General features: G+C 39.7%; 26 protein-coding genes. All 26 read right to left on the reverse strand.

Annotated features, from left to right (window positions below; genetic code table 11):
• Position 1: 1 nt before the first annotated feature.
• On the reverse strand, positions 2 to 1,015 hold the full coding sequence (fliG, locus tag BI350_RS12505; protein WP_075528426.1) for a flagellar motor switch protein FliG: 1,014 nt from the start codon (positions 1,013 to 1,015) through the stop codon (positions 2 to 4).
• A 14-nt stretch (positions 1,016 to 1,029) separates the two neighbouring features.
• Positions 1,030 to 2,622 (reverse strand): flagellar basal-body MS-ring/collar protein FliF, encoded by a 1,593-nt coding sequence (gene fliF, locus BI350_RS12510; RefSeq protein ID WP_075528427.1) that lies wholly within the window; start codon positions 2,620 to 2,622, stop codon positions 1,030 to 1,032.
• Positions 2,623 to 2,811: 189 nt separating this feature from the next.
• A complete protein-coding gene (gene fliE, locus BI350_RS12515) occupies positions 2,812 to 3,099 on the reverse strand; it encodes a flagellar hook-basal body complex protein FliE (RefSeq protein ID WP_082295180.1) in 288 nt (95 codons plus the stop codon).
• A gap of 43 nt (positions 3,100 to 3,142) precedes the next feature.
• A complete protein-coding gene (flgC, locus tag BI350_RS12520) occupies positions 3,143 to 3,604 on the reverse strand; it encodes a flagellar basal body rod protein FlgC (protein ID WP_075528429.1) in 462 nt (153 codons plus the stop codon).
• A gap of 2 nt (positions 3,605 to 3,606) precedes the next feature.
• A complete protein-coding gene (gene flgB, locus BI350_RS12525; protein WP_075528430.1) occupies positions 3,607 to 3,999 on the reverse strand; it encodes a flagellar basal body rod protein FlgB in 393 nt (130 codons plus the stop codon).
• A 385-nt stretch (positions 4,000 to 4,384) separates the two neighbouring features.
• Positions 4,385 to 5,158 carry a GTP-sensing pleiotropic transcriptional regulator CodY gene (gene codY, locus BI350_RS12530; protein ID WP_075528431.1) on the reverse strand — a complete coding sequence of 258 codons (774 nt, stop codon included), beginning with the start codon at positions 5,156 to 5,158 and terminating at the stop codon, positions 4,385 to 4,387.
• An 85-nt stretch (positions 5,159 to 5,243) separates the two neighbouring features.
• Positions 5,244 to 6,644: an ATP-dependent protease ATPase subunit HslU gene (gene hslU / locus BI350_RS12535; RefSeq protein ID WP_075528432.1), complete on the reverse strand. Its 1,401-nt coding sequence runs from the start codon at positions 6,642 to 6,644 to the stop codon at positions 5,244 to 5,246.
• Complete coding sequence (gene hslV, locus BI350_RS12540) at positions 6,644 to 7,183, reverse strand: ATP-dependent protease subunit HslV (RefSeq protein WP_075528433.1); 540 nt, start codon at positions 7,181 to 7,183, stop codon at positions 6,644 to 6,646. The genes hslU and hslV overlap by 1 nt, the downstream gene beginning before the upstream one ends.
• Positions 7,184 to 7,194: 11 nt before the next feature.
• Positions 7,195 to 8,094 (reverse strand): tyrosine recombinase XerC, encoded by a 900-nt coding sequence (gene xerC / locus BI350_RS12545; protein ID WP_425423230.1) that lies wholly within the window; start codon positions 8,092 to 8,094, stop codon positions 7,195 to 7,197.
• A gap of 722 nt (positions 8,095 to 8,816) precedes the next feature.
• Positions 8,817 to 10,889 carry a type I DNA topoisomerase gene (topA, locus tag BI350_RS12550; protein WP_075528434.1) on the reverse strand — a complete coding sequence of 691 codons (2,073 nt, stop codon included), beginning with the start codon at positions 10,887 to 10,889 and terminating at the stop codon, positions 8,817 to 8,819.
• A gap of 243 nt (positions 10,890 to 11,132) precedes the next feature.
• Positions 11,133 to 12,011: a DNA-processing protein DprA gene (gene dprA / locus BI350_RS12555; RefSeq protein WP_075528435.1), complete on the reverse strand. Its 879-nt coding sequence runs from the start codon at positions 12,009 to 12,011 to the stop codon at positions 11,133 to 11,135.
• Between the two features lie 62 nt (positions 12,012 to 12,073).
• Complete coding sequence (gene sucD, locus BI350_RS12560) at positions 12,074 to 12,976, reverse strand: succinate--CoA ligase subunit alpha (RefSeq protein ID WP_075528436.1); 903 nt, start codon at positions 12,974 to 12,976, stop codon at positions 12,074 to 12,076.
• An 18-nt stretch (positions 12,977 to 12,994) separates the two neighbouring features.
• A complete protein-coding gene (sucC, locus tag BI350_RS12565; RefSeq protein ID WP_075528437.1) occupies positions 12,995 to 14,155 on the reverse strand; it encodes an ADP-forming succinate--CoA ligase subunit beta in 1,161 nt (386 codons plus the stop codon).
• A 104-nt stretch (positions 14,156 to 14,259) separates the two neighbouring features.
• Positions 14,260 to 14,556 carry an EscU/YscU/HrcU family type III secretion system export apparatus switch protein gene (locus tag BI350_RS12570; RefSeq protein WP_075528438.1) on the reverse strand — a complete coding sequence of 99 codons (297 nt, stop codon included), beginning with the start codon at positions 14,554 to 14,556 and terminating at the stop codon, positions 14,260 to 14,262.
• Positions 14,553 to 16,391, reverse strand: coding sequence for a hypothetical protein (locus BI350_RS12575; protein ID WP_075528439.1), 1,839 nt, complete (start codon positions 16,389 to 16,391; stop codon positions 14,553 to 14,555). The genes BI350_RS12570 and BI350_RS12575 overlap by 4 nt, the downstream gene beginning before the upstream one ends.
• A gap of 163 nt (positions 16,392 to 16,554) precedes the next feature.
• The gene (locus BI350_RS12580) at positions 16,555 to 17,364 is read right to left on the reverse strand and encodes a ribonuclease HII (RefSeq protein WP_342672182.1); all 810 of its coding nucleotides are present in this window, start codon (positions 17,362 to 17,364) and stop codon (positions 16,555 to 16,557) included.
• 144 nt (positions 17,365 to 17,508) lie between these two features.
• Entirely contained in the window at positions 17,509 to 18,375 is an 867-nt protein-coding gene (gene ylqF / locus BI350_RS12585) for a ribosome biogenesis GTPase YlqF (RefSeq protein ID WP_075528441.1), read from the reverse strand.
• A gap of 17 nt (positions 18,376 to 18,392) precedes the next feature.
• Complete coding sequence (gene lepB / locus BI350_RS12590; protein WP_075528442.1) at positions 18,393 to 18,950, reverse strand: signal peptidase I; 558 nt, start codon at positions 18,948 to 18,950, stop codon at positions 18,393 to 18,395.
• 101 nt (positions 18,951 to 19,051) lie between these two features.
• Positions 19,052 to 19,396: a 50S ribosomal protein L19 gene (gene rplS, locus BI350_RS12595; protein ID WP_075528443.1), complete on the reverse strand. Its 345-nt coding sequence runs from the start codon at positions 19,394 to 19,396 to the stop codon at positions 19,052 to 19,054.
• 183 nt (positions 19,397 to 19,579) lie between these two features.
• Positions 19,580 to 20,332: a tRNA (guanosine(37)-N1)-methyltransferase TrmD gene (gene trmD, locus BI350_RS12600; protein WP_075529375.1), complete on the reverse strand. Its 753-nt coding sequence runs from the start codon at positions 20,330 to 20,332 to the stop codon at positions 19,580 to 19,582.
• Positions 20,332 to 20,847 (reverse strand): ribosome maturation factor RimM, encoded by a 516-nt coding sequence (gene rimM, locus BI350_RS12605; protein WP_075528444.1) that lies wholly within the window; start codon positions 20,845 to 20,847, stop codon positions 20,332 to 20,334. Before rimM ends, trmD begins: the two co-directional genes overlap by 1 nt.
• 414 nt (positions 20,848 to 21,261) lie before the next feature.
• Positions 21,262 to 21,495 carry a KH domain-containing protein gene (locus BI350_RS12610; RefSeq protein WP_075528445.1) on the reverse strand — a complete coding sequence of 78 codons (234 nt, stop codon included), beginning with the start codon at positions 21,493 to 21,495 and terminating at the stop codon, positions 21,262 to 21,264.
• Positions 21,496 to 21,654: 159 nt separating this feature from the next.
• A complete protein-coding gene (gene rpsP, locus BI350_RS12615) occupies positions 21,655 to 21,927 on the reverse strand; it encodes a 30S ribosomal protein S16 (RefSeq protein WP_075528446.1) in 273 nt (90 codons plus the stop codon).
• 112 nt (positions 21,928 to 22,039) lie between these two features.
• Complete coding sequence (ffh, locus tag BI350_RS12620; RefSeq protein WP_075528447.1) at positions 22,040 to 23,395, reverse strand: signal recognition particle protein; 1,356 nt, start codon at positions 23,393 to 23,395, stop codon at positions 22,040 to 22,042.
• Positions 23,396 to 23,406: 11 nt separating this feature from the next.
• Positions 23,407 to 23,742, reverse strand: coding sequence for a putative DNA-binding protein (locus BI350_RS12625; RefSeq protein ID WP_075528448.1), 336 nt, complete (start codon positions 23,740 to 23,742; stop codon positions 23,407 to 23,409).
• Positions 23,743 to 23,808: 66 nt separating this feature from the next.
• Positions 23,809 to 24,810, reverse strand: coding sequence for a signal recognition particle-docking protein FtsY (gene ftsY, locus BI350_RS12630; RefSeq protein WP_075528449.1), 1,002 nt, complete (start codon positions 24,808 to 24,810; stop codon positions 23,809 to 23,811).
• Positions 24,811 to 24,821 lie beyond the last annotated feature (11 nt).

The raw sequence follows: 24,821 nt of genomic DNA on the forward strand, positions 1-24,821 counted from the left end.
ATTAGACAATGATGTCGTCCCCTCCACCGCGTGCGATTATAATCTCACCTGAATCTTCGAGCCTGCGTATAATGCTAACAATTCTAGTTTGCGCTTCCTCTACATCTCGAAGTCGTACCGGTCCCATAATTTCAATTTCTTCTTTAAATGATTCAGCCATACGAGCGGACATATTGCTAAATAAAACTTTTTGAACATCTTCACTTGATACTTTAAGGGATAGAATTAGATCTTCGTTTTCACACTCCCGAATAATTCTTTGAATAGATTGGTTGTCAAGTGTGACAATATCCTCGAATACAAACATACGCTTCTTGATTTCTTCCGCTAAGTCTGGGTCTTGGATTCCCAACGCATCTAAAATTGTTTTTTCCGTAGCACGGTCTACACCATTCAGAACTTCTACAACAGCATCCACTCCGCCTGTTTCTGAATAATCGTGCGTGACTGTTGAAGAAAGTTTCCGTTCCAAAATCGCTTCAATTTCGCCAATGACTTCTGGGGATGTTGAATCTATCGTCGCGATCCTTCTAGCAATATCTGCCTGCATTTCTTGCGGTAAAGAGGACAAAATAACCCCCGCTTGTTCTGCTTTCAAATAAGACAGGATAAGCGCAATGGTCTGTGGATGTTCGTTTTGAATGAAATTAAGCAATTGACTAGGATCCGCATTCCTGGCGAAGTGGAAAGGTCGCACATGTAAAGATGATGTCAATCGATTAATAATCGCCTGCGCATGATTTTTTCCAAGTGCCTTTTCGAGTACAGTTTTCGCATACCCGATTCCACCTTGCGAAATATAATCTTGAGCGATGGCAATATTATGAAACTCTTCAATAATCTTTTCCTTCACAGAGGATTCAACTTTTTTCACGCTAGAAATTTCCAATGTTAAGCGCTCAACTTCTTCTTCATTTAAGTTTTTATAAACAGAAGCCGCTACTTCTGGCCCGAGAGAAATAAGGAGTAGAGCAGCTTTTTGTTTTCCTGTCAATTCTTTTTCTTTTCTTACCAATGCTTTTCCTCCCCTTAATCTTCCGCTATCCAAGTACGTAATAACTTGGCGAATTCCTCTGGTTTTTCTTTAGCCATTTTTTCTAGCTGTTTACGGCGTAACGTTCCTTCTGTTTCTTGTTCCTCGTTAATATCTTCAACGTGTAACACTTTTTCTTGTCCTTCTATGACCTCTTCAACTTCTGCCTCTTCTGCGGCACGACGATTACGTACAAACAAGATGACTAACACAATTATAATTAATAGCAACGCGCCGCCTACTATATAAATCCATAGCGGAACTTTAACGCTTGGTGCATCGAACGCCGTTACTTTACCGTTGAACGGTTGAACCGATACAACGATTCTTTCATTTATCTCATTGTTTGTTAGTTCTCCCGCTGCTTCTTTGTCGATAGAAGTACGAATGATTGTCGCTAAAATCTGCTCAATATCATCTTGTAAACCAACTGGCATAGATGCCATATCTTCAGCGACTGGCGGCTCAACCATCACTTGAATACCGATATCTCGAATTTTATATGGACTTTCAACGATTTCTTTTCGAATCCTGTTCACTTCATGATTAACCGTTTCCTCAATTCGCTCATAATCTCCATTTGAACCAGCGAATTCACCAATGCTCGTATTATTGTCAGTCGGGTCATCCATAGGAGGTTCTCCTCCTACAACTGGCGTATTCCCTGTAAATGACTCAGTGATTCTTTGAACACTTAGTGCAATGCCCTCCATGCTCTCTTCATCTACTGGCGTAACTAATGATTCTTCTCTATTTTCAAGTTTGAAATCAATATCCGTCGTGACTGAAACTATGACTTTGTCTTGTCCCATCATTGTTCCAAGCATCATTTGAACCTGTCGTTGCAAATCTCTTTCAATCGACTTTTTAACTGCGATTTGATCGGCAATACTTGTTCCGAATTGTTCTTTTTCCGTTTTTAAATCGAAATACTCAAAGTATTGGTTTGTAATTTCAATATCTTCTTTAGAAAGATTAGGAATGCTTTTAGAAACTAAATTATAAAGTGCGTTAATTTGTGATTCGTTAAATTGATGTCCGGGATTTGTATTCAATATAATCGCCGCACTTGCGCGTTGGTTATGATCATTTAGAAAAACATTTTCACTAGGCAACGTCAGCATTACTTTTGCATCTTTAACACCTTCAATACCTTTCATTAGATTCGCGAGCTCGGTTTGCATAGATGCAAGCTTAATCACATTGAACTCATTATCCGTCATACCAAATCCTGCATTGTTTGAGAAAAAAGAGTAGTCAATCGTTCCCGTGCTTGGATATCCTTCAGCAGCAAGTGTAACTAATAAATCGTCCACCCGTTCTTTTGGCACTAAAATCGACGTTCCACCAGGAGCAATTTGACTTTGAACACCAAGCATATCTAACTGTTCTTTAATGCGGCCAATTTCTGCTATCGATACATCTGTATAAAGCGGGACATACTCTGTTCTAGAGAGGAAAAAGGTTATTGTAGCCGCGATGATAATGACCGCTATTAGCGAGGCGCCATATGTAGTTTTTTGTTTTTTAGAGCGACTTGACCAAAATGCCTGTATATCATTTTTGGTTTTCGCAAATCTTTCATTCATCGTAATCCCCCGGTCCACATACATCTTTCATTTAAAACTTCTTGACAAGTCTAACTTTACATAAGCATATGAAATGTTAAGGACGATTGACAACTTGTTACATCTCGTCATAATCTAACTTCGTTATGGTTACTTACAGAGCTCATATACTTATGTTTTTAAAAAAGACAAAGAAATATTCCACTTGGATTAGACTGGCATCCGGATGATTTCTTGATAGGCTTCTACTACTTTATTTCTTACTTCCATCGTTGCGTTTAATGAAATCGAAGCTTTTTGTGCAGCTATCATCACTTCATGAAGATTAACATTCTCACCATGTACTAATTTTTTCGTTAATAAATCAGACTCAATTTGTTGAACATTCGTATTGTTGATTGCCTCTTTTAAGAAACTACCAAAGCTTTGCTGCGCTTCATAAGAGGTAAGTTTCGAATTATTTTGAACACCTTGCAAAGATGCAGTAGGCGCTTTCATTAAAACGGATTGTATATTCACACAGACAACTCCCTAATATTTACTACTTACCGATTTCTAATGCTTTCATAAGCATTGATTTATTGGCATTAAATACTGTGACGTTTGCTTCATAAGAACGTGTAGCCGACATTAAATTCACCATTTCCCGTAGTGGGTCAACATTTGGCATTTGTACATATCCTTGTGCATTCGCATCTGGATGCGATGGGTCATAAACAGATTTAAACGGCGTCTCTGTATCTTCTGATATTCTTGAAATTTGAACACCGTTCCCAACGTCACCTGAACGAGTTTTGCCAATCGCCATTTGGAGCATCGAAGAAAATTGAGTTCCCTTTGGTTGGAGGGTAACTGTTTTTCTACGATATGGTTGCCATTCACCATTCACCATCCGACCTCGTGTTGTATCCACGTTTGCCAAATTCGATGATATAACATCCATTCGTAAGCGTTGTGCAGTTAAAGCCGAAGCCGTCGTATTTAGGCTATGAAATATCCCCAACGTTAGCGTCCTCCTTTAATCACATTTTGTAACGTGTTGAACTTTCCATTCAGTCGGTCTACTAATGCATTATAATAAATTTGGTTTTCGGCCAGATTAGCTTGCTCTTTGTCCATATCGACACCATTACCATCATGTCTATAACGAAAATTCGAATAGTCAAATACACCAGGTTGAACATTTCTTTCTGGAAAGTCCATATGTTTATGTTCTGTTTTATATGCCCTGAGCTCATTCATTTGCGCATCTACTAAAAACTCCTTAAATTTAACACGCTTCGCTTTATAGTTCGGCGTATCAACATTCGCAATGTTTTGCGCAATAACCTTCCCTTTAGTCGCAGAGTAATTAAGCCCCCGCTCCAGCGAAGATATCGTCTGTCCAAATAGCTTCATATCGTCCCTCCTGTTCTTCCATTGTTTTGACTGGAATTCCCATGACTTATGCCTTACTAAGATAAGTCTATTATAGCGTATTTTGTCGATACTTGCCAGATGAATAGATTACAATTAACTAGTGCTAAATTGCCTTTTTGCCACTATTTATTAAATATTTTCACCATTCATGTATACTTCTACCTATTTCACCAAAACATTAGCATTTGTCGATATTTACAAATAAGTCCCCCCAAGTAAGATATTCCAAATAAGTCAATAAATATTTTGATTTTATTCTTTAAAACACAACATGCCAATCCCCCTAAAAATACATTTTTCGACATTGCTCTTAAATAAAAAAACACTTCTCCGCGTATGGAGAAGTGCCTTAATTTACATTTAATTATTTTTGTTTTTCAAGCTCAGCAAGGAATTTATTATTTAACACTTTAATGTACGTACCTTTCATTCCTAATGAACGAGATTCAATAACGCCAGCACTCTCTAGTTTACGGAGTGCGTTTACGATGACTGAACGTGTGATTCCTACTCGATCAGCAATTTTGGATGCAACGAGTAATCCTTCTTCGCCATCAAGTTCTTTAAAGATATGCTCAATTGCTTCATGCTCACTGTAAGATAATGAGTTAATTGCCATTTGAACCACTGCTTTACTACGTGCTTCAAGTTCAATTTCCTCAGACTTTTCACGTAATATTTCCATCCCGACAACTGTCGCACCGTATTCAGCAAGAATTAAATCATCATCATTAAACTGCTCCGTCATTCTTGCTAGTAGAAGTGTGCCTAAGCGCTCACCGCCGCCCATAATTGGAACAATTGTCGTTAGTCCATCTTTAAACAGTTCTTTGTTTTCCACTGGGAAAGCAGTGTATGTGCTTTCGATATCTAAGTTAGAAGATGTTTCTCTAACTTCAAAAAGCTTTTGCGTATATTCTGCTGGGAATTGACGATTTTCAAACATTTCCTTCATTCGATCGTTTTCAATTTGTTGATGAATTTCAAATCCAAGTAGTTTACCTCTTCTGCTTACGATAAACACGTTTGATTCAATAACTGAACCTAGTTTTTCAGCCATTTCCTTGAAGTTGACCGCTTCTCCACCTGATTCTTGTAGCATAGCGTTAATTTTACGCGTTTTTATTAATAATGACATATGTTTTCTTCCTCCTCAATTTTGCATACATTGTTATAGAATATTCTAAAGGTTTTCAATCATTAAATAAAACAATAAGGTCGATTTACAGTATAAATTGTGACAAATCTTTGTTTTGTGCAATATCCTGTAGTTTTTCATCGACATAAGCTGGGGTGATTTTAATTGTTGTAGGTCCTATATCAGCTGCTTCATAGGAAAGCTCTTCCAACAACTTCTCCATAATCGTATGAAGACGACGTGCACCAATGTTCTCTGTATTATCATTCACTTCAAATGCAATCTTCGCTATTTTAGTTATAGCCTCTTCTGTAAAATCTAAAACAACATTTTCAGTTTTTAACAATTTTTCATATTGTCGAATGAGAGAAAAGTCTGGTTCTTTCAAAATACGCTCGAAATCATCCTTCGATAATTTATCTAATTCCACTCGAATTGGAAATCTTCCTTGCAACTCAGGAATAATATCTGAAGGCTTCGCAATATGAAATGCACCCGCAGCAATAAAAAGAATAAAATCCGTCTTCACGGCCCCATATTTCGTTGTGACTGTCGAGCCTTCAACAATCGGTAATATATCTCTTTGAACACCTTCACGCGATACATCAGCCGAAGCACCGCTTCCTTCGCTTCGTGCAATTTTATCCATTTCATCAAGAAATATAATCCCAGATTGCTCAGTTAATTCAATTGCCCGTCTCGCAATTTCATCATGGTCGATTAACTTATCTGCCTCTTCAGCTTCTAGTACGAGACGTGCATCCTTTACTTTCATTTTGCGCTTCGTTTTCTTTTTTGGCATTAAAGACGACAGAGCATCCTGCATATTCGCACCCATTTGCTCCATGCCAGAACCTTGGAAGGCATCATAAAGTGAGGGTTGTTGCTCTGTTAATTCAACTGTTACTTCTTGTTCTTCTAACTCTCCCGCCGCTAAACTTCTAGCAACGTCAGAACGCTTCCGTCTAACTTCTGCTTCTTTCACAGGGTCAGTTTCATCAACTTCTTGCTTTTGACCAAAAAGCATTTCAAATGGGTTTTGCCCACTACTTTGCTTTTTCATTTCAGGAACGAGCAGTTTCACTAATTTTTCATTCGCAAGTTTCGTTGCTTGCTCACGAACTTCTTCACGTTTTTCCGCTCGAACGATACGAACGCCCACTTCCGTTAAGTCTCTAACCATGGATTCAACGTCACGGCCAACATAACCGACTTCAGTAAACTTCGTCGCTTCTACTTTTAAAAACGGTGCGTTGACTAGCTTGGCGATTCTTCTTGCAATTTCTGTCTTCCCCACACCAGTCGGTCCAATCATCAGAATGTTCTTCGGAATAATTTCATTTTTTTCTTCGTCAGACAACAAACTTCTTCTATATCGATTTCGAATTGCTACCGCAACAGCACGCTTCGCATTTTCTTGGCCAATAATATAACGATCCAAATGCGCCGTAAGTTCCTTAGGGGTTAATTCATTTCGATTCGCCATTATAGTACCTCCACAATAATCTGATCATTCGTATAGACACATATTTCTGCAGCAGTTTGTAGAGCTGCTTTCGCGATTTCTTCAGCCGTTAATGACTGACCGCTATACTTCTTAAGTGCACGGCCTGCAGCAAGCGCATAATGACCGCCTGATCCGATTGCAAGAATACCATCGTCAGGTCCGATTACTTCTCCCGTCCCAGATACTAAAAGCAATTCGTCTTTGTCCATAACGAGTAACATCGCCTCTAGCTTACGCAGCACTCTGTCACCACGCCATTGCTTCGCAAGTTCAACAGCAGCTCTTTGTAGATTACCGTTGTACTCCGTTAATTTACCTTCGAATAAATCAAATAAAGTAAATGCATCCGCAACAGAACCAGCAAAACCAGCTAGAACCTTTCCACCAAATATTCTGCGGACTTTCTTTGCGGTATGTTTCATCACGACCGCATTGCCTACAGTTACTTGGCCGTCTCCAGACATGGCACATTCACCGTTATGGCGCACTGCAAATATCGTAGTTGCATGGAATTCCATTTTTTAGCCTCCTATGCTCTCGGGTGAGTATTCATATATGTTTTTCTTAAATGGTCTTTCGTTATATGTGTATACACTTGCGTCGAAGAGAGATGAGAATGTCCTAAAAGTTCTTGCACCGACCTCATATCAGCACCATTCGCAAGAAGATGTGTTGCGAATGTGTGACGTAACATATGTGGATAGATTTTCGAATGCAGTGACGCACGTTCCATTATCGAGGTTAAGATATGTCGAACCCCTCGATCAGTTAAAGGCTTGCCACGTAAGTTCACAAATAAGCTATCGTGTTCTTGTTGCTTCATAAGCCGAGAACGACTCTGTTCTTGATAGGTGAAGAGTGCCTCTTCTGCAAAACTACCAAATGGGATATAGCGTTCTTTTCTTCCTTTTCCCATTACCTTTACAATGCCTAACTCGTTATCAACGTCACTAGTTTTTAGCGATGTGAGTTCACTCACACGCATGCCTGTCGCATAAAGCAGTTCCAATATCGCATAATCGCGTAATGATTTCGCGTCCGTTCCTTCACACGCCGCAAATAACATCTCCATTTCCTGCTCATAAAAAAATGCAGGTAATTTTTCTTGTTTTTTAGGGTGATGGAGTGATGCGAACGCGTGATCATTCACACCATAACGGGCGTTAGCAAACTTAAAAAATGACCGAACCGAGGAAATCTTTCTCGAGATTGATGTTCTAGCTAAACCGTTGTTATATAAGGTCGTTGCATAAAGTCGTGCTTCTGTATACGTAACATTGTTTAAATCACGAATCCCTTCTACCGTGAGAAAAGCAAGAAATTCATCGATGTCAGTTGCATATTCAGTAGCGGTGTTTGATGAATAATTACGTTCAAGCTGTATGTACATCATATATTCTTCACGAACTACTGAAGGTTTGACTACCACGTCATTCACTCCTTGTGAAAACCTTAATGATTATAACAAAATAGTATTACATTTGCATAGTACAAAGCTTTATACCCTATTCCAAACTTTACATTCATGTATTTTTCTAGAAATCTCTTCCAAGAAGATGCAGACTTGTTTTTATATTCGGAAGTCGCCACAGTTCACTATACAATAAATGTTTAATAAACATCAACTATAAACAATTTGAATTTAGATTTTTTTATTTTGTGTACATCCTTCTTTTAAATAAGAGGAATCATTGATAATTACTAGCGTCAATTTCATTTACAGAAATAATCAGGTTAAAACTGAAACGAGGTTGATTTCCACTAAGGTGCTGACCGTTCGTGACGGATCAATACCTATCTAGGCTAAACGGCGCCCTGAGCTTTTGTTATCATCCAGCTCTGGACGCCAGTCTTTTGTTATCATCCAGCTCTGGACGCCAGTCTCTCGGGTCATAAGAAATTCAACTATGTGGCCAAAAACGCGGGCCTACAGGATGTAGGTCATGCAGTCGTTGCGAATCGAACAGCACCAGGGTTCGATTTGCCGTATTTCTGCGAACTTTACAGAAATTATGGCACTTATTTAGAAGTCGCGCACTTAGACTGCCTTCCCTTTCAACTTATACTTGTCAAGACTAAAAGGTTCCTCTTTTTCATTTAATTCCCCGCACAAAAAAGAGGAGCCGTAGCCCCCCATCTTGATAGCCAAACTTACTGTATATCTTCTTTATATTCACATTCCGTACATTGTATGCGAACGCCTTTTTTCGATTTCTTTTCAACGAGTGTGCTGTCACATTTTGGACAAGGTCTTGCAACTGGTTTATCCCAGGAGACGTATTCACATTCTGGATACTGGTCACAACCGTAAAAAGTACGTCGAGTTTTACTTTTCCGTTCAACAACTTGTCCTTCTTTACATGTCGGACAAGTGACACCAATTGGCTTCATAATTGCTTTCGTGTTGCGACAGTCCGGGAAGCCTGAACAAGCCATAAACTTTCCATAACGGCCAAGTTTATAAACCATTGGTTCGCCGCACTTCTCACAATCTTCTCCAGCTGGTTCGTCTTTAATTTCGATTTTCTCCATCTCAGCATCTGCAAATTCAACATGCTTTTCAAAATCTTTATAGAAATCATCGATAACCTTAATCCATTTTTTCTTACCTTCTTCAATATCATCAAGTTCTTTTTCCATTTGCGCGGTAAACTCTACATCGATAATATCCGGGAAAAATTCATTGACTGCATTGTGTACAATCGTCCCTAATTCTGTCGGGATGAATCTCCTTGCATCAAGTGTAACATACCCTCTACGTTGAATCGTGTCAAGCGTAGGCGCAAAAGTGGAGGGACGACCTATCCCTAACTCTTCAAGCGTACGTACAAGTCTTGCTTCAGTATATCTCGGTGGCGGCTGCGTAAAGTGTTGTTTCGGATCTATCTCATCAAACTTGAGATGTTCCCCCTTTTCAAGTGGAGGTAGAATGCGATCTTTTTCTTCCTTGTTATCATCATCGCCTTCTACATAAACTTTCATAAATCCATCAAACTTCACTTGTGACCCTGTTGCTCTGAATTTCACATCGCCATTCACCAAGTCTACTCTCATAGTGTCTAACACTGCTGGTGCCATCTGACTTGCGACTAATCGTTCCCATATCAATTTATATAATCGATACTGATCACGTGATAGAAACGCCTTCATTGCCGCAGGAGGACGCATTACAGACGTTGGACGAATTGCTTCGTGTGCATCTTGTGTATTCGTATTCTTTTTCGCTGTTTTATTTGGACCCGCTGATAAATACTCCTTGCCATACATCTTTTCGATGAAAGCAATGGACTCTTCTTTTGCACTATCTGCAATTCTAGTAGAATCGGTTCTCATATACGTAATGAGTCCTACAGTTTCTTTGTCAATCGTTATTCCTTCGTATAACTGTTGGGCAATCATCATCGTTTTGCGAGCTCGGAAGTTTAATTTACGTGCCGCTTCTTGTTGAAGTGACGACGTCGTAAACGGCAACGCAGGATTTCTTTTTCGTTCCCTCTTAACTACATCGTGAACTTCAAAGCTATCGCCTTGTAGCTGGCCAAGCACAGCGTCTACTTCTTCTTTGTTCGCTAAGCCTAACTTCTTTTTCATATTGCCATAATAAGCTGCTTCAAATTTGGAACGCCCTTTTTTAAACTGCGCACCTATGCTCCAATATTCTTCTGGTTCAAAAGCGTTAATCTCGTTTTCACGATCAATAATGAGTCGCAACGCTACGGATTGAACGCGTCCAGCCGAAAGTCCCTTCTTTACTTTCTTCCATAGTATCGGGCTGATATTATACCCAACTAGACGATCAAGGATTCTACGTGCTTGCTGTGAATCAACAAGATCCATATCTATCGGTCGTGGATTTTTAAAAGATTCTTTAATCGCTTCTTTTGTAATTTCATTAAAGACAACACGGCAATTCGATTCAATATCGACGCCTAGTTGAAAAGCTAAATGCCAAGCAATTGCTTCCCCTTCTCTGTCGGGGTCAGCTGCTAGATAAATTTTCTTTACTTTCTTTGCATCTTTCCTTAATTCTTGAAGTATCGGGCCTTTCCCTCGGATTGTTATATATTTCGGTTCATACTCATTTTCAGTGTCGACGCCCATTTGACTTTTGGGGAGGTCTCTTAAATGTCCTAATGATGCCCTAACTATATACTTCTTCCCTAAATAGCGTTCAATTGTTTTCGCTTTTGCAGGGGACTCTACTATTACTAAATAATCTGCCATAAATTTTGCCTCCTTCAATAGAGGTTTCATTGTTCTTCCTAAAAACAATACCTGTTGCAAAATGTATAACAGATTTTCATAAAAAGCAAATTTTCTAGTGAAATTAATTGAAAATACTCATTCTGAAGTAATATCTACTAGAAAATACGGATTTTGTTTTGAGCGGCAAATTGAGTAATGTCACCTATCAATACACTCACTTTTCGTTGATTTCCTACAATATGCATAAATGAAATGACTACCCTACCTTAACGTTTCAATAACTTGATATCCGTTAGATAACGGCTCAGCACCTTCGCTTATCAAATTATTTGGCCCTTCCGATAATCGTGAGGTAATAGGACCAGGAACAGCAAATACATCTTTCCCATGCTCCAAAGCATGCTCAACCGTACTCATTGTTCCGCTTTTCTTCGCAGCCTCTGTGACGATAATCGCATTTGATAATCCGCTAATGATTCGATTTCTCATTGGAAAAGTCCATCTCTCTGGCCTGACATAAGGTGGATATTCTGTAACTAATAAATGATTTTTTCCTATTTCATCTTTTAACGTACTATTTTCTCTTGGATATATATGAAATAGACCATGACCAAGCACAGCAATTGTCTTGCCACCGTATTTTATGGCGGACTGGTGCGCAAATGTGTCTGCTCCACTAGCCAATCCAGAAACGATAATCACATTATTTTTTACTAAAGGAGGGACAATAAAAGTTAAAGATTTTTCCGAATAAAACGTCGCTTTTCTTGAACCTATAATCGAAACTTTCATTTTTTCAGCCAATAACTGGGTGTTACCTTGTACGTATAACACGGCTGGCGGATCAATCATCGTTAATAAACTTTTAGGAAATAAGGGATTTGTGAAAGGGATGGGGATAATGCCATAAGAATCATATAATTCTTCAAAAGGGAGTGTGGAGTTTACAGCTACACTCCCTTTTATTTTACTAGCTTTCTTCGGTGTTATATTTAGAATAAACGCTAGTTTTTCAGTTGGAAATGTACTAAATTGAATAAGCTCTGGATCTACTTCATATAACTTCGTAAATCGATTGGCGGGGACAGGGAAAACGTAATGAAGGACCAATAATCTTTTTTCTACTTCCGTTAAATTCATTGACATTCCTCCTTACAAGAAAAAAGCACAGTGTATTATCTGAATACACTGTACTTTCTATCTTAATGGGTTTTACACTGTTCGTAAAGACCTTTTTCTTTAATAACTTTAATGAGTGTTTCGCCGATAACAGATGGTGTATCTGCAGTTTCAACGCCCGCAGCATTAAGTGCTTTAATTTTATCCGCAGCAGTTCCTTTACCGCCAGAAATAATCGCACCCGCGTGCCCCATACGCTTTCCTTCAGGAGCTGTTTGTCCGCCGATAAAGCCAACAACTGGCTTCGTCATATTTTCCTTAATCCACTCTGCAGCCTCTTCTTCAGCTGTTCCACCGATTTCACCAATCATCACAACTGCATATGTTTCTGGATCTTCGTTAAACTCTTTTAGTACATCGATAAAGTTCGTCCCGTTAACTGGGTCTCCACCGATGCCAACCGCTGTCGTTTGACCGATACCAGCTTGTGAAAGCTGGTGAACCGCTTCATAAGTAAGCGTTCCAGAACGCGATACAACACCTACGTGGCCTTTTGTATGAATGTACCCTGGCATAATCCCAATTTTACACTCATCCGCCGTAATTACACCTGGGCAGTTCGGTCCAACAAGACGTGTTTTCTTACCTTCCATATAACGTTTTACTTTAACCATATCTAAAATTGGAATATGCTCTGTAATACAAATCGCCATGTCTAATTCTGCATCTACTGCTTCCATAATTGCATCTGCTGCAAACGGAGCTGGAACATAGATAACTGAGACGTTAGCGCCTGTTTCTTTTACCGCTTCTTCAACTGTATTAAAAACAGGTACACCTTCAGCAGTTTCCCCACCACGGCCTGGCGTCACACCTGCGACGATTTTCGTACCGTATTCAAGCATTTCTTTTGTATGAAAAAGTGCTGTAGCACCTGTAATTCCTTGTACGAGAACTTTTGTATCTTTATTAATATAAATACTCATTGTTTGTCCCTGCCTTTCTTAGCCTACGAGTTCAACAATCTTTTGTGCACCGTCTGCCATTGAATCAGCAGCGATGATGTTAAGTCCTGATTCGTTCAGTAATACTTTTCCTTTGTCAACATTCGTACCTTCTAAACGTACGACTAATGGGACTTGAAGACCGACTTCTTTCGCAGCTGTAATGACACCTTCCGCGATAACGTCACACTTCATAATTCCACCGAAAATATTGACAAAAATCCCTTTTACCGCTTCATCTGAAAGGATGATTTTGAACGCTTCTGTAACCTTCTCAGCCGTCGCACCGCCACCAACATCTAGGAAGTTGGCAGGTGATCCGCCGTAATAATTGATTGTATCCATCGTTGCCATCGCAAGACCGGCGCCATTTACCATACACCCAATATTTCCGTCAAGGGCAATATAGCTTAGGTCATATTTCGATGCTTCGATTTCTTTTGGGTCTTCTTCGTCAAAGTCACGAAGTTCTACGATATCTTTATGACGATATAATGCGCTTTCATCAAAGTTAAACTTTGCATCAAGTGCTAAAATGTCGTCTTCTGCCGTTACAACTAGCGGGTTAATTTCCACAGTTGAAGCGTCTTTATCGATAAAGACGTTGTAAAGACCCGACATGAATTTCACTGCTTTGTTAACAAGATGCTTTGGAATGTTCATATTGAATGCCATACGACGTGCTTGGAATCCAGTTAATCCAACGACCGGATCGATGATTTCTTTGAAAATCTTTTCAGGCGTTTCTTCTGCAACCGCTTCAATGTCTACGCCGCCTTCTTCAGATCCCATCAGTACGACTCGGTCAGTTGCACTGTCTAATACAAGGCCTATGTAATATTCTTTTTCAATGTTAGAGCCTTCTTCAATTAGTAAGCGCTTTACTTCCTTACCTTCAGGACCCGTCTGTTCAGTTACGAGAATTTTACCAAGTAATTCTTTTGCATACGCACGTACTTCGTCAAGATTTTTTGCTATCTTAACCCCACCGGCTTTGCCTCGGCCACCCGCGTGGATTTGTGCTTTTACAACGAATACGTCAGTCGCTAGTTGTTTCGCTGCTTTAACTGCTTCTTCAGGTGAAAACGCGACAATTCCGTTTGAAACAGCTACACCGTAATTACGTAAAAGCTGTTTACCTTGATATTCATGGATATTCATCTTACATCCTCCAATCAAACTTGTAACTCTTAATCTACTACCCTATCTATTGTAGTAAACATGTCATATAAAGTCCACATATGACTACGAAATCACGAATTTTGTCATAATTCTTTTACGTTTTCCGACTCATGTGCTTTATCAATATGATAGATATAAGCAAACACTTCAGATACCGCTTGGTAAAGTTCCTCAGGTATAGATTCCTCAATATTTAATTGCCCGAGTAATTCAACTAAACTTGCATCTTCTTGTATTGGTACATCATGTTCTTTCGCTTTAGCCAAGATGTTTTCTGCGATTTTCCCCTTCCCTTTTGCAACAACTTTTGGGGCATTCGGTTCACTCGGATCATAAGACAATGCGACCGCTTCTTTTCGCTCAAATTTATTATTTATCATATTCGAAAATCGACCCTTCCCTCATCATATGTGGTGACGTTTTTCAATGATTTACTGCTTTTTTTATCAGCTGTAATTTTTTTAAAGAAGACACCAGAAAGTTGATAACCAACTGACTCTAAACCGTCCTTTAACTTTTCTTGCAATGGTTGTCCAATTTCCGGTAATGTCGAGTCTTCGTTATATACTGTAACCGTAACAATTCGATTTTGAACTTGCATATCCACTACAGTTTCTTGTAATGAATGAAGGTTTAAATAGAATAGAACTCTTGCAAAATCCGCGTCAATTTTTTTATCGTCCTTCATTCTTCCACTCCATTGCAACGTTGCATCAATTCTTTTACCGAAAAATTCGAGTGGAAGTTGCATGACAAGTTGGTGATTAACGCCTTGTTCAACCGATGTTAATGGTGTCCCATTCATTCTAACGACTAGTTGTTCCGCCATTTCACGGACTGCATTTGTTAGGTTAGGGTCGTTCATTATGGTAAGTAGCTGAGGTTTTAATGATTGTAAGAGCCGCTCGGATTGTACTTCTTTTCCGAGTAATAACGCTTCGTAATTAAAACCTAACGAACGAAAAATAGTTTGAACTGTATCTTTCATCACTTTCCCATCTATCGCATTTGAGACTGATGTTTCAGCTAACTGAACTAGCTTTTGAATCCCTACATTGTTGGATCGTTCCGCATTTTGTAATAAAGAATCCACTATTCCAGTATCGACCGCTCGTTCCTCATTACCAAAAAGGCCCAGTATATGTTGACTGGTATTGTTTGCTGATTGAATCGGGTTCGCCGATAAATTTTCACCAATCATTTGTAGTAAAGCGTTGGCAATTCTCTGCATACCCTTGTTCAAACCATTTGAATGATCAACTTGATTGATTACAGCCGCTAACTTCCCTTTTTGTTCAGTTGAAAAAAATGGCTGTTCTGAAATAAACTTGACCAAGTTTTCCAACTGCGTTGACAAAGAACCAGCTTGTATCATTACATCTTGCCCCGCCGCCCCTGCGATTAGCGTAACGAGCGTTCGCGGTAAGTTCGGAAGTGACGTTTGACTAGGAAGAATAGTAGATTCCTTTAAAAGCTGAAGAACTGAAAAACGTAGTTCTGCTTGCTGTTCGTTATCTGCTAAAATCTGCAATGATTGACCGAGTAATGCGTGACTCGTTGCATGGACTAAAGGCTTTTCTATATGATTTAGCACTTGAATAATCGATGCTCTAGTGTGCGGTGCAACAGAAGAATCCTTCAACAGTGTTGCTCTAAACGTGTCTATCACCGAATGTAACCCTTCTTTAGACGCTATCCCTAATATAGATTGGAATAAGGATTCGGTTAGAGGTAATTTCAATTCAACCATTTTTCGAATGGATAAAAGGGCTCCTTGTTGATTTGTTGATGGCGTCATTTGTAATAAGTGAACTGCTTGCAATAAATTTTCTCGTGTAATCGGTATTTTATTTTCCAAAACAAATGATAGGAGCGTCGCCATCTCAGGAGTTCTAGGTAACTGCATGGCTTGCATTAAGTTTTGTAGTTGCCGTCCAGGATTGGCCTCGGAATCTGTAGGACCTGAAATGATCTTTAATTGCACTTCCGGATTAATCGATGCCACTTGAAAATAATAAGAATCTCCTGCCCGCATCGGTACTTCCAGCTTCGCAATCATTTTTTGCTCTCCAATTCGAACTTCGGCTAATTGACCAGGAAACAACTGCTCAATGCGGCCATGGATCATTTGTCCTTCATTTAGGACAAGCGGTTTATTGACGTTGTTTTGCGCCGTAACTTGTGCGCTAATCGAGTTCATTGATGGAATGGACAACATCCCCCCTCCTTTCTAAATAAAGCACTTCCAAACGGCACTTTTTACTTTTGATACATCTAGTTGCAAGCGCCAGTCCCTCGGTTCACAAGCCATTTTGCTGTGGCGGCTGGAGGTCGCCTCCTCGCAAACCGTCTGTTGCTTGCCGGGGCTAAACGGCGCTTTACACTTTTGATAATGACTTTACTGGTTCGAAGCTTTTTCGGTGGTGAATACATGGACCGTGTTTTTTTAATGCCTCAACATGTTCCGCAGTACCGTACCCTGCATTTTTTGCAAATTGATACACAGGAAACTCAGTATGTATGTCGTCCATATAAGTATCTCTAGTCGTTTTCGCCAGGATAGACGCTGCTGCAACGGCTAGACTTTGCGCGTCTGCCTTGATGACGGATTCAGTCCGGTAATGACCATTTAATTGCATGGCATCTACAATGACAAAGTCCGGTGAAACGGATAAAGTTTCAACGGCTTTTTCCATCGATAATTTAGTCGCTGAGTAGATATTCAACTCGTCAATCACAGTCGCAGGTTGAATATGAATTGAATATGCAATGGCGATTTCCTTAATCGTTTCAGCAAGCTGTTCTCGCTTTGCTTTTGAAATTGCTTTTGAGTCATCAAGACCTATTAAAGCCTTGCTATCTTCAGGCAATATCACCGCTGCTGTGACGACAGGACCCGCTAAAGGGCCTCTCCCGGCTTCATCAACTCCTGCGACATACGCTTGTTGAAACGGCTTATACGAGGCATCAAAGGCTTTCTTCCGCTCAAACGCTGCTAATACTTGTTGTCGTTTCTTGTAATTACTATACCAACGATTCAAGGCCTTCTTCACACCCACTCTTCCGTCATTCTCAAGCTCTTTCAACCATGTTGTCGGCTCCTCTATAGTTTTTAATTCCGCTTCTATTTCCTTCACTGTTTGCATGTAATCACCTTTACTATCTTTCTTATATTTTCTATCGGTCAATCGTGCTCTTTTTTAATGATAAGAAAGGGCATAATCATTCATAAATTATTGGAACAGAAAAAAGAGTAGCAAGATGCCACTCTTTTTATTTACTTCGGAAAACCTTAAATTTAATGCCGTAAGCAATCCGATTTTTCTACATTACTATTCATGCAATTCTTCCGTAAGATCAAATGTTAATTTCCCTAGTTGTTCATTGCGAATATCTTGGACAATTAGTTCAGATACTTTATCATAATCAATCTCTCCGCCAGTCGTTAAGACATTCCGAAGCTGACCAATATGATCAAACACAGCTAAAATTTCATCAGGGCTCTCCCCAATTTCCGTGAGTCCATATTTTTCATTGAGTCGCTCTGGGTAATGTTCTTCTAAAAAACGAAGTCCAAATAATGCTAAGTCATCCATATTTAATAATGTATCTTTTATCGCACCTGTTAACGCAAGTTTATAACCCGCAACTTGGTCTTCAAATTTTGGCCAAAGAATACCTGGCGTATCTAGAAGTTCCAATTCTTTGCCATACTTTATCCATTGCTGCGCTCGTGTTACACCAGGCGTATTCCCTGTTTTGGCGATATTTCTTTTTGCTAACCGATTAATTAATGTTGACTTTCCAACGTTTGGAATTCCAACAATCATTGCACGAATTGCCCCTGGTCGAATTCCTCTGCTTTGCATACGTTCAATTTTAGGTGCAAGGATTTCTTTGGCAGTTTTTGTAACCTTTTGCAAACCTTGCCCTTGGAATGAATTAATTGCAACCGCATCCATCCCTTGCTCTTTAAAATACTGAATCCATTTAGTTGTTTCGGCATTGTCTGCAAGGTCTGCTTTATTCAAAATAAGCAGCCTTGGCTTTTGATGAATCACTTCATCAATCATTGGATTTCTCGAAGATAAAGGGAGTCTTGCATCGATTAACTCAAATACAATATCAACAAGTTTCAATTTTTCAGTTACTTCTCGGCGTGCTTTTGCCATATGACCTGGAAACCACTGTATGGTCATAATGTCTTTCTCTCCTTTCAGTCAACGAATCCGAAGTCTTTCATTGGCCAAAAGACGAATTTTGTCTTTCCAATAATTTCATCGATTGGGACCACTCCTATATGACGTGAGTCTTTACTTTTTCTTCGGTTGTCTCCTAATACAAATACATGTCCTTCTGGAACAATATTTGATGAGATTTTATCTTCAAGCATAAAATCTTCAGTGAGCGGCAACTCCTCCGCCTCTGCTTTGTACTTATCCAGATAAGGTTCTTCTATCGCTTTCCCGTTAACATATAGCACATCATCGCGATATTCTATCTCATCCCCCGGAAGGCCAATAATCCGTTTAATATAATCTTTTTGTTCAGGTGCATGAAATACGATAATATCGAATCGATCGGGCTTCCCGATTGTATACCCAATTTTATTGACAATCATTTTATCTCCATCCGCTAAAGTCGGCATCATAGATACGCCGTCTACTACAATTGGCGTAAATAGAAATATCCGAATAATTGCCGCTAAGCCGAATGCAATTAATAGTGCTTTTATCCATTCCCATGTTTCATTTTTCGTCTTTTTTTCGTCCATATCAAAGCCTCCCGTGTTTACAATTTCTACTATACATTTTATTCTTACTAGAGGCAAAAAGAAAGGAGGCCAATTGCTGGGCCTCCTGAGTCTGCTTGTTATTAGCGAATTTCTTTGATACGTGCAGCTCTTCCACGTAGACTGCGTAGGTAGTACAATTTTGCACGGCGTACTTTACCGCGACGAACAACGTCAATTTTTTCAATTTTTGGCGTATGTACAGGGAATGTACGCTCAACGCCTACACCGTTAGAAATTTTACGAACTGTGAATGTTTCACTAATTCCTCCACCACGGCGTTTAATAACAACACCTTCGTAAAGCTGGATACGCTCACGCGTTCCTTCTACGATTCTTACGTGCAAACGAACAGTGTCTCCCGCACGGAATTTTGGTAAATCAGTACGAAGCTGATCTTTTGTAACTTCTGCAATAATGTTTTGCATTGTATTCTCTCCTTCTCCACAGATGCTCTTGCACACTTACATCGCAGCGGAACATCAGTCAATATGTACTTCACATACGAAGTACATAGTAGATACTAACATGAATCGCTGCGTTGTGCAATAGAATCTAATTATTTTTTACGTATTCGAATCGATTTAATCCTTTAGTATTCTAGCCTATAATCAGAGCTCAGCATCTTTACTTTTTTTATTCTCTAATTTAACTAAAAGCTTTTTTTGATGCTCGGTTAACGGGGCACCTTTTAATAAGTCTTTTCTTCTTTCAAAGGTTCGAAGTAAAGCTTGTTCTTCGCGCCATTGTTCTATTTTAGCATGGTTTCCGGAAAGTAAGACTTCTGGAACTTCTAGACCGTTAAAATTCGCAGGGCGGGTATATTGAGGATGTTCTAATAAACCAGTTGAAAAAGAATCAAGTACAGAGGATTCTGTATTGCCGAGTACATTCGGTAAAAGCCTGACAACACTATCAACAATAGCCATCGCTGCAATTTCTCCACCTGTTAGAACGAAGTCTCCAAGGGAAATTTCATCCGTTACAAGCTCTTCCCGAATTCGCTCGTCATACCCTTCATAATGTCCACAAATCAAGATTAAATGTTCTTCTTTCGCCAGTTCCTCAGCTTTTCTTTGAGAAAAACGTTCTCCTTGTGGGCATAATAAAATAACGCGTGGCTTGGTCGTTTCATCCTCTGTAACAGCTTCTACAGCCGCAAATAACGGTTCAGGTTTCAATACCATTCCTGCCCCGCCGCCGTACGGATAGTCGTCCACTTTACGATGTTTGTTCTCTGAGTAATCCCTGAAATCTGTAACACCAAACTCGACCGCTTCTTTTTCTTGCGCTTTTTTCATGATTGAAGAATGTAAAACGCCTTCAAACATTTCTGGAAATAAACTTAGAATATCTATTTTCATCATGATAACAATCCTTCAAGTGGATCAATCACAATTTTTTTATTGTCGATATCTACCTCTTTGACAACATCCTCAATGTATGGGATATAGTGTGTCTTTCCAGTTTCCGGCTTAACACTCCACACATCATTGGCCCCCGTAGAAATGATCTCTGTAACTTTCCCAATTTCTGTACCTTCAAGATCAAATACGATGCAACCGATGATTTCATGATAATAAAACTCATGTTCATCTAACTCCCCAAGATGCTCTTCTGACACTTTTAAAATACCATCTCGATACTTTTCAACATCATTGATATTTGAATGGTTTTCAAACGTTAGTAAGTCGAAATTTTTATGTTTTCGATGGGTTGCTACAATTAAGTGGATAGGTTCTTTACTTTTAGGTAAGAAAAGTCCTAATTCACTTCCAATTGCATATCGTTGTTCAGGAAAATCTGTACGGGACATCACACGGACCTCACCGCGAACACCATGCGTGTTGACAATCTTTCCTACGTTATACCAGTTCATTATTTACACCGTCCTTATCTCTACTACGCCCCAGCGTAATTGCGTCAGGATTTTGAATTGAGGCCAACACGATGTTGGTCATACAACTGTTGCCAATCGAACGGCGCAGGATTCGATTTGCCGTATTTCTGCAAACTTTGCAGAAATTAGGGCACATACGAGGACGCGGTGTTCTTAAGTTGCCTTCCTTAACTCCTTTCAAAATCCCTGACACCCACCGGAGGCTTAACTTGAATCAGAAATTCATTTGTACCGAAAGCGAAGCAACCGGTACAAGGAATATGAACTCCCTCTAATATTAATTTTTAGCATTGCCCCTGCGCATTTATAGATGTTGGGGACATTGCTGAATCAAGTTACACTGATAAATAAATTTTAAAAAGGAAGGAACCTTAAGCTCCTTCCTTTTCAATATCAATCTATAATATCGACAAATACTCTTTTGCCGTGGTGACTGCCTGCTGCTGAATAAACTATCGTGCGGATTGCTTTTGCAACGCGTCCTTGCTTTCCGATTACTTTACCCATATCTTCGGCATTAACAGAAAGTTTATACGTAACTCGGCTTTCCCGTTCATCCATCGATACCTGAACGTCGTCAGGATAATCGACTAATGGTTTAACAATCGTTTCAATCAGCTGCTTCATGTCTACCCCTCCTGATTACCCCGCATTAACGGGCAGTAAGACCTCACTTAAAGTAAAGCTTTTACAGTCGGACATCCACTTGCACCAAGTGCTCGTAAATGCCCGATTGGTTCAACTAGCAATAACCGGGATAAGGCTCACGCTTATTGCAGTTTCACTTTATTTACCATGTTTTGCATTATGGAATTTTTCCATGATGCCTTGGTCAGAAAACAGGTTGCGCACTGTGTCAGATGGTTGTGCACCGTTCTGTAGCCACTTAAGCGCTAGCTCTTCATCGATTTTTAACTCTACCGGGCTTGTAAGTGGATTGTACGTTCCAACAGTCTCGATTTGACGACCATCACGTGGTGAACGTGAATCTGCTACTACAATACGATAGAAAGGAGTTTTTTTAGCTCCCATACGTTTTAAACGAATTTTAACTGCCATTATTTATTGCACCTCCGAATAGTTTCACACAAGAACTTATATTAACAAGCTTTTTTGTGTTTGTAAAGTGTTTTCTCTTAACACCTTAAAATTATTTTCAAATCCCTGTTTCTCACCTAAAAAAAGAGTCGAGACCAGGCATTTTCATACGTTTATTTCCTTTTTGTTGCATATTTGTCATCTGTTTAACCATTTTCTTCATATCGTTAAACTGCTTTAACAAACGGTTTACTTCTTGAATAGATGTACCCGATCCTTTTGCAATACGTCTACGTCTGTTTGCATTAATAATTTCGGGTGTTGTACGCTCCGCAGGCGTCATCGATTGGATAACTGCCTCAACGCGTCCCATCTGCTTCTCATCTACTTGAGCATTTTCCAAGCCTTTAATTTTATTTGCGCCTGGCATCATTTTCAATAGCTCATCAAGAGGACCCATTTTTTTCACTTGTTGTAATTGGTCTAAGAAATCATCAAGTGTAAAGGATTGGGTACGGAATTTTTCTTCCATTTCCTTCGCTTTTTCTTCATCCACATTCGCTTGGGCTTTTTCAATAAGTGACATAACGTCACCCATCCCAAGGATTCTTGAGGCCATTCTTTCTGGATGGAATGGTTCGAGGGCATCCATGTGCTCGCCAACCCCGACAAATTTAATCGGTTTTTCTGTTACAGAACGGATTGAAAGCGCAGCTCCACCTCTTGTATCACCGTCAAGTTTTGTCAACACAACACCAGTAATTCCAACTGTCTCATTGAAATTTTGTGCTACGTTGACAGCATCTTGCCCGGTCATTGCATCGACAACAAGAAAGACCTCATCTGGAGTTGACAGTTCTTGGATATCCTTAAGTTCCTGCATTAATGTTTCGTCAACATGCAATCGACCTGCTGTATCCACAATGACAACATCATGATGTTCTTTTTCTGCTTCTTCCAACGCTTGCTTTACAATGTCCACAGGCGAAATATCCGTTCCAAGTGAGAACACTGGTATCGTTAATTGCTTCCCAAGTGTTTCTAATTGTTGAATTGCGGCTGGTCGATAAACGTCTGCTGCAACAAGGAGTGGTCTTTTATTATGACGTTTACGTAATAACGCAGCAAGCTTTCCGGTAGTTGTCGTCTTACCGGCACCTTGTAAACCAACCATCATAATAACGGTTGGTGCTTTTCTAGCGAATTGAATCGGTTCTTGTTCGCCACCCATTAAATTCGTCAATTCATCTTGAACAATTTTCACAACTTGCTGTCCAGGCGTTAAGCTCTTCAGTACATCTTGCCCGACAGCCTTTTCACTAACTTTTTTTACGAATTCACGAACGACTTTTAAGTTAACGTCCGCTTCAATGAGCGCAAAGCGAACTTCACGCATCATCTCTTTGACGTCTGCTTCGTTTACTTTCCCTTTGCCCCTAATTTTTTGGAGCGTTCCTTGCAGCCTCTCAGCTAATCCTTCAAATGCCATGGCGACGCCTCCTACTCATGATCTTTTAATGCGTACAATAAACGCTTTATCTCTTCTGATTGAGCCGATTCATCTACTAACATTTTCTCCATCTTTTCAATGATTGCTAATCGTCTTTGAAATTTGGAAAACAAATTTAATTTTTGTTCATAGTCTTCTAACATGGCTTCCGTCCGTCGAACATTATCATACACAGCTTGCCTAGATACATCGTGCTCTTCAGCAATTTCTCCTAGCGACAAGTCTTCCAGATAATATAATTTCATATACGTTCTTTGTTTATCCGTCAAAAGTGATTGATAAAAATCAAAAAGGAAGTTAACACGTGTCGTTTTTACGAGCGACATTTTTGTCACCTCAACTTTTTATTCCAACGTAAGCATAGTATGAACTTTTCATGCTGTCAAGCTATTTTACTTGTCTTCTTTCTCGTCCTCTTGTTCGAGTCCTTCAGCAAATAATCCATAAACATATTTCTCTGGATCAAACGGTTGTAAATCATCTACGCCTTCTCCAAGACCGACAAACTTCACTGGAATGTTCAACTTATTTTTGATCGCTAAGACAATTCCACCCTTTGCTGTACCATCTAGCTTTGTTAATACAATCCCTGATACATTTGTTGCCTCTTGGAACGTTTGTGCTTGGACAAGTGCATTTTGGCCAGTCGTTGCATCTAGTGCTAGCAACACTTCATGGGGAGCCCCTGGTACCTCACGATCGATGACACGATGAACTTTTTCCAGCTCATTCATCAAGTTCACCTTATTTTGAAGTCGTCCTGCCGTATCACAAATTAAAATATCAACGTTTCGATTTTTGGCTGCACGGATTGCATCGTACATCACCGCGGCTGGGTCAGAACCTTCAGATTGGCGAATGACTTCTACTCCTGTTCGTTCACCCCATACGACTAATTGATCAATTGCCCCCGCACGGAACGTATCCCCCGCTGCTAACATGACAGATTTACCTTCCGCTTTAAATCGTGAAGCTAGTTTTCCAATCGTCGTTGTTTTCCCAACACCATTCACACCGACCATTAAGATGACGGACAGCCCTTCCTTTTGTAAATTGAGCCCTCCATCATTTTCCTTACCGGCATTGTAAATCTCTACTAGTTTTTGAGAAATAACAGATTGAATGCCTTCCGTATTTTTGATGTTTTTCCTTTGTACTTCAAGTTTTAATTCATCGATTAGCTCCATAACTGTTTCAAAGCCAACGTCCGCTTGTAATAGCAAGTCTTCGAGTTCTTCGAAAAACTCCTCATCTACTTCCCTAAACCGAGCGACAAGATCATTTATTTTAGATGTAAACTGGTCACGAGTTTTCGTCAGTCCATCTTTAAATTTTTCTGTCACCGCTTCGTTCGTTCCAGTAATCTTCTCTTTTAACCTTCTAAAAAATGACATTTTCCCTAACC

Source organism: Sporosarcina ureilytica (assembly GCF_001753205.1).
Classification (GTDB): Bacteria; Bacillota; Bacilli; order Bacillales_A; family Planococcaceae; genus Sporosarcina; species Sporosarcina ureilytica.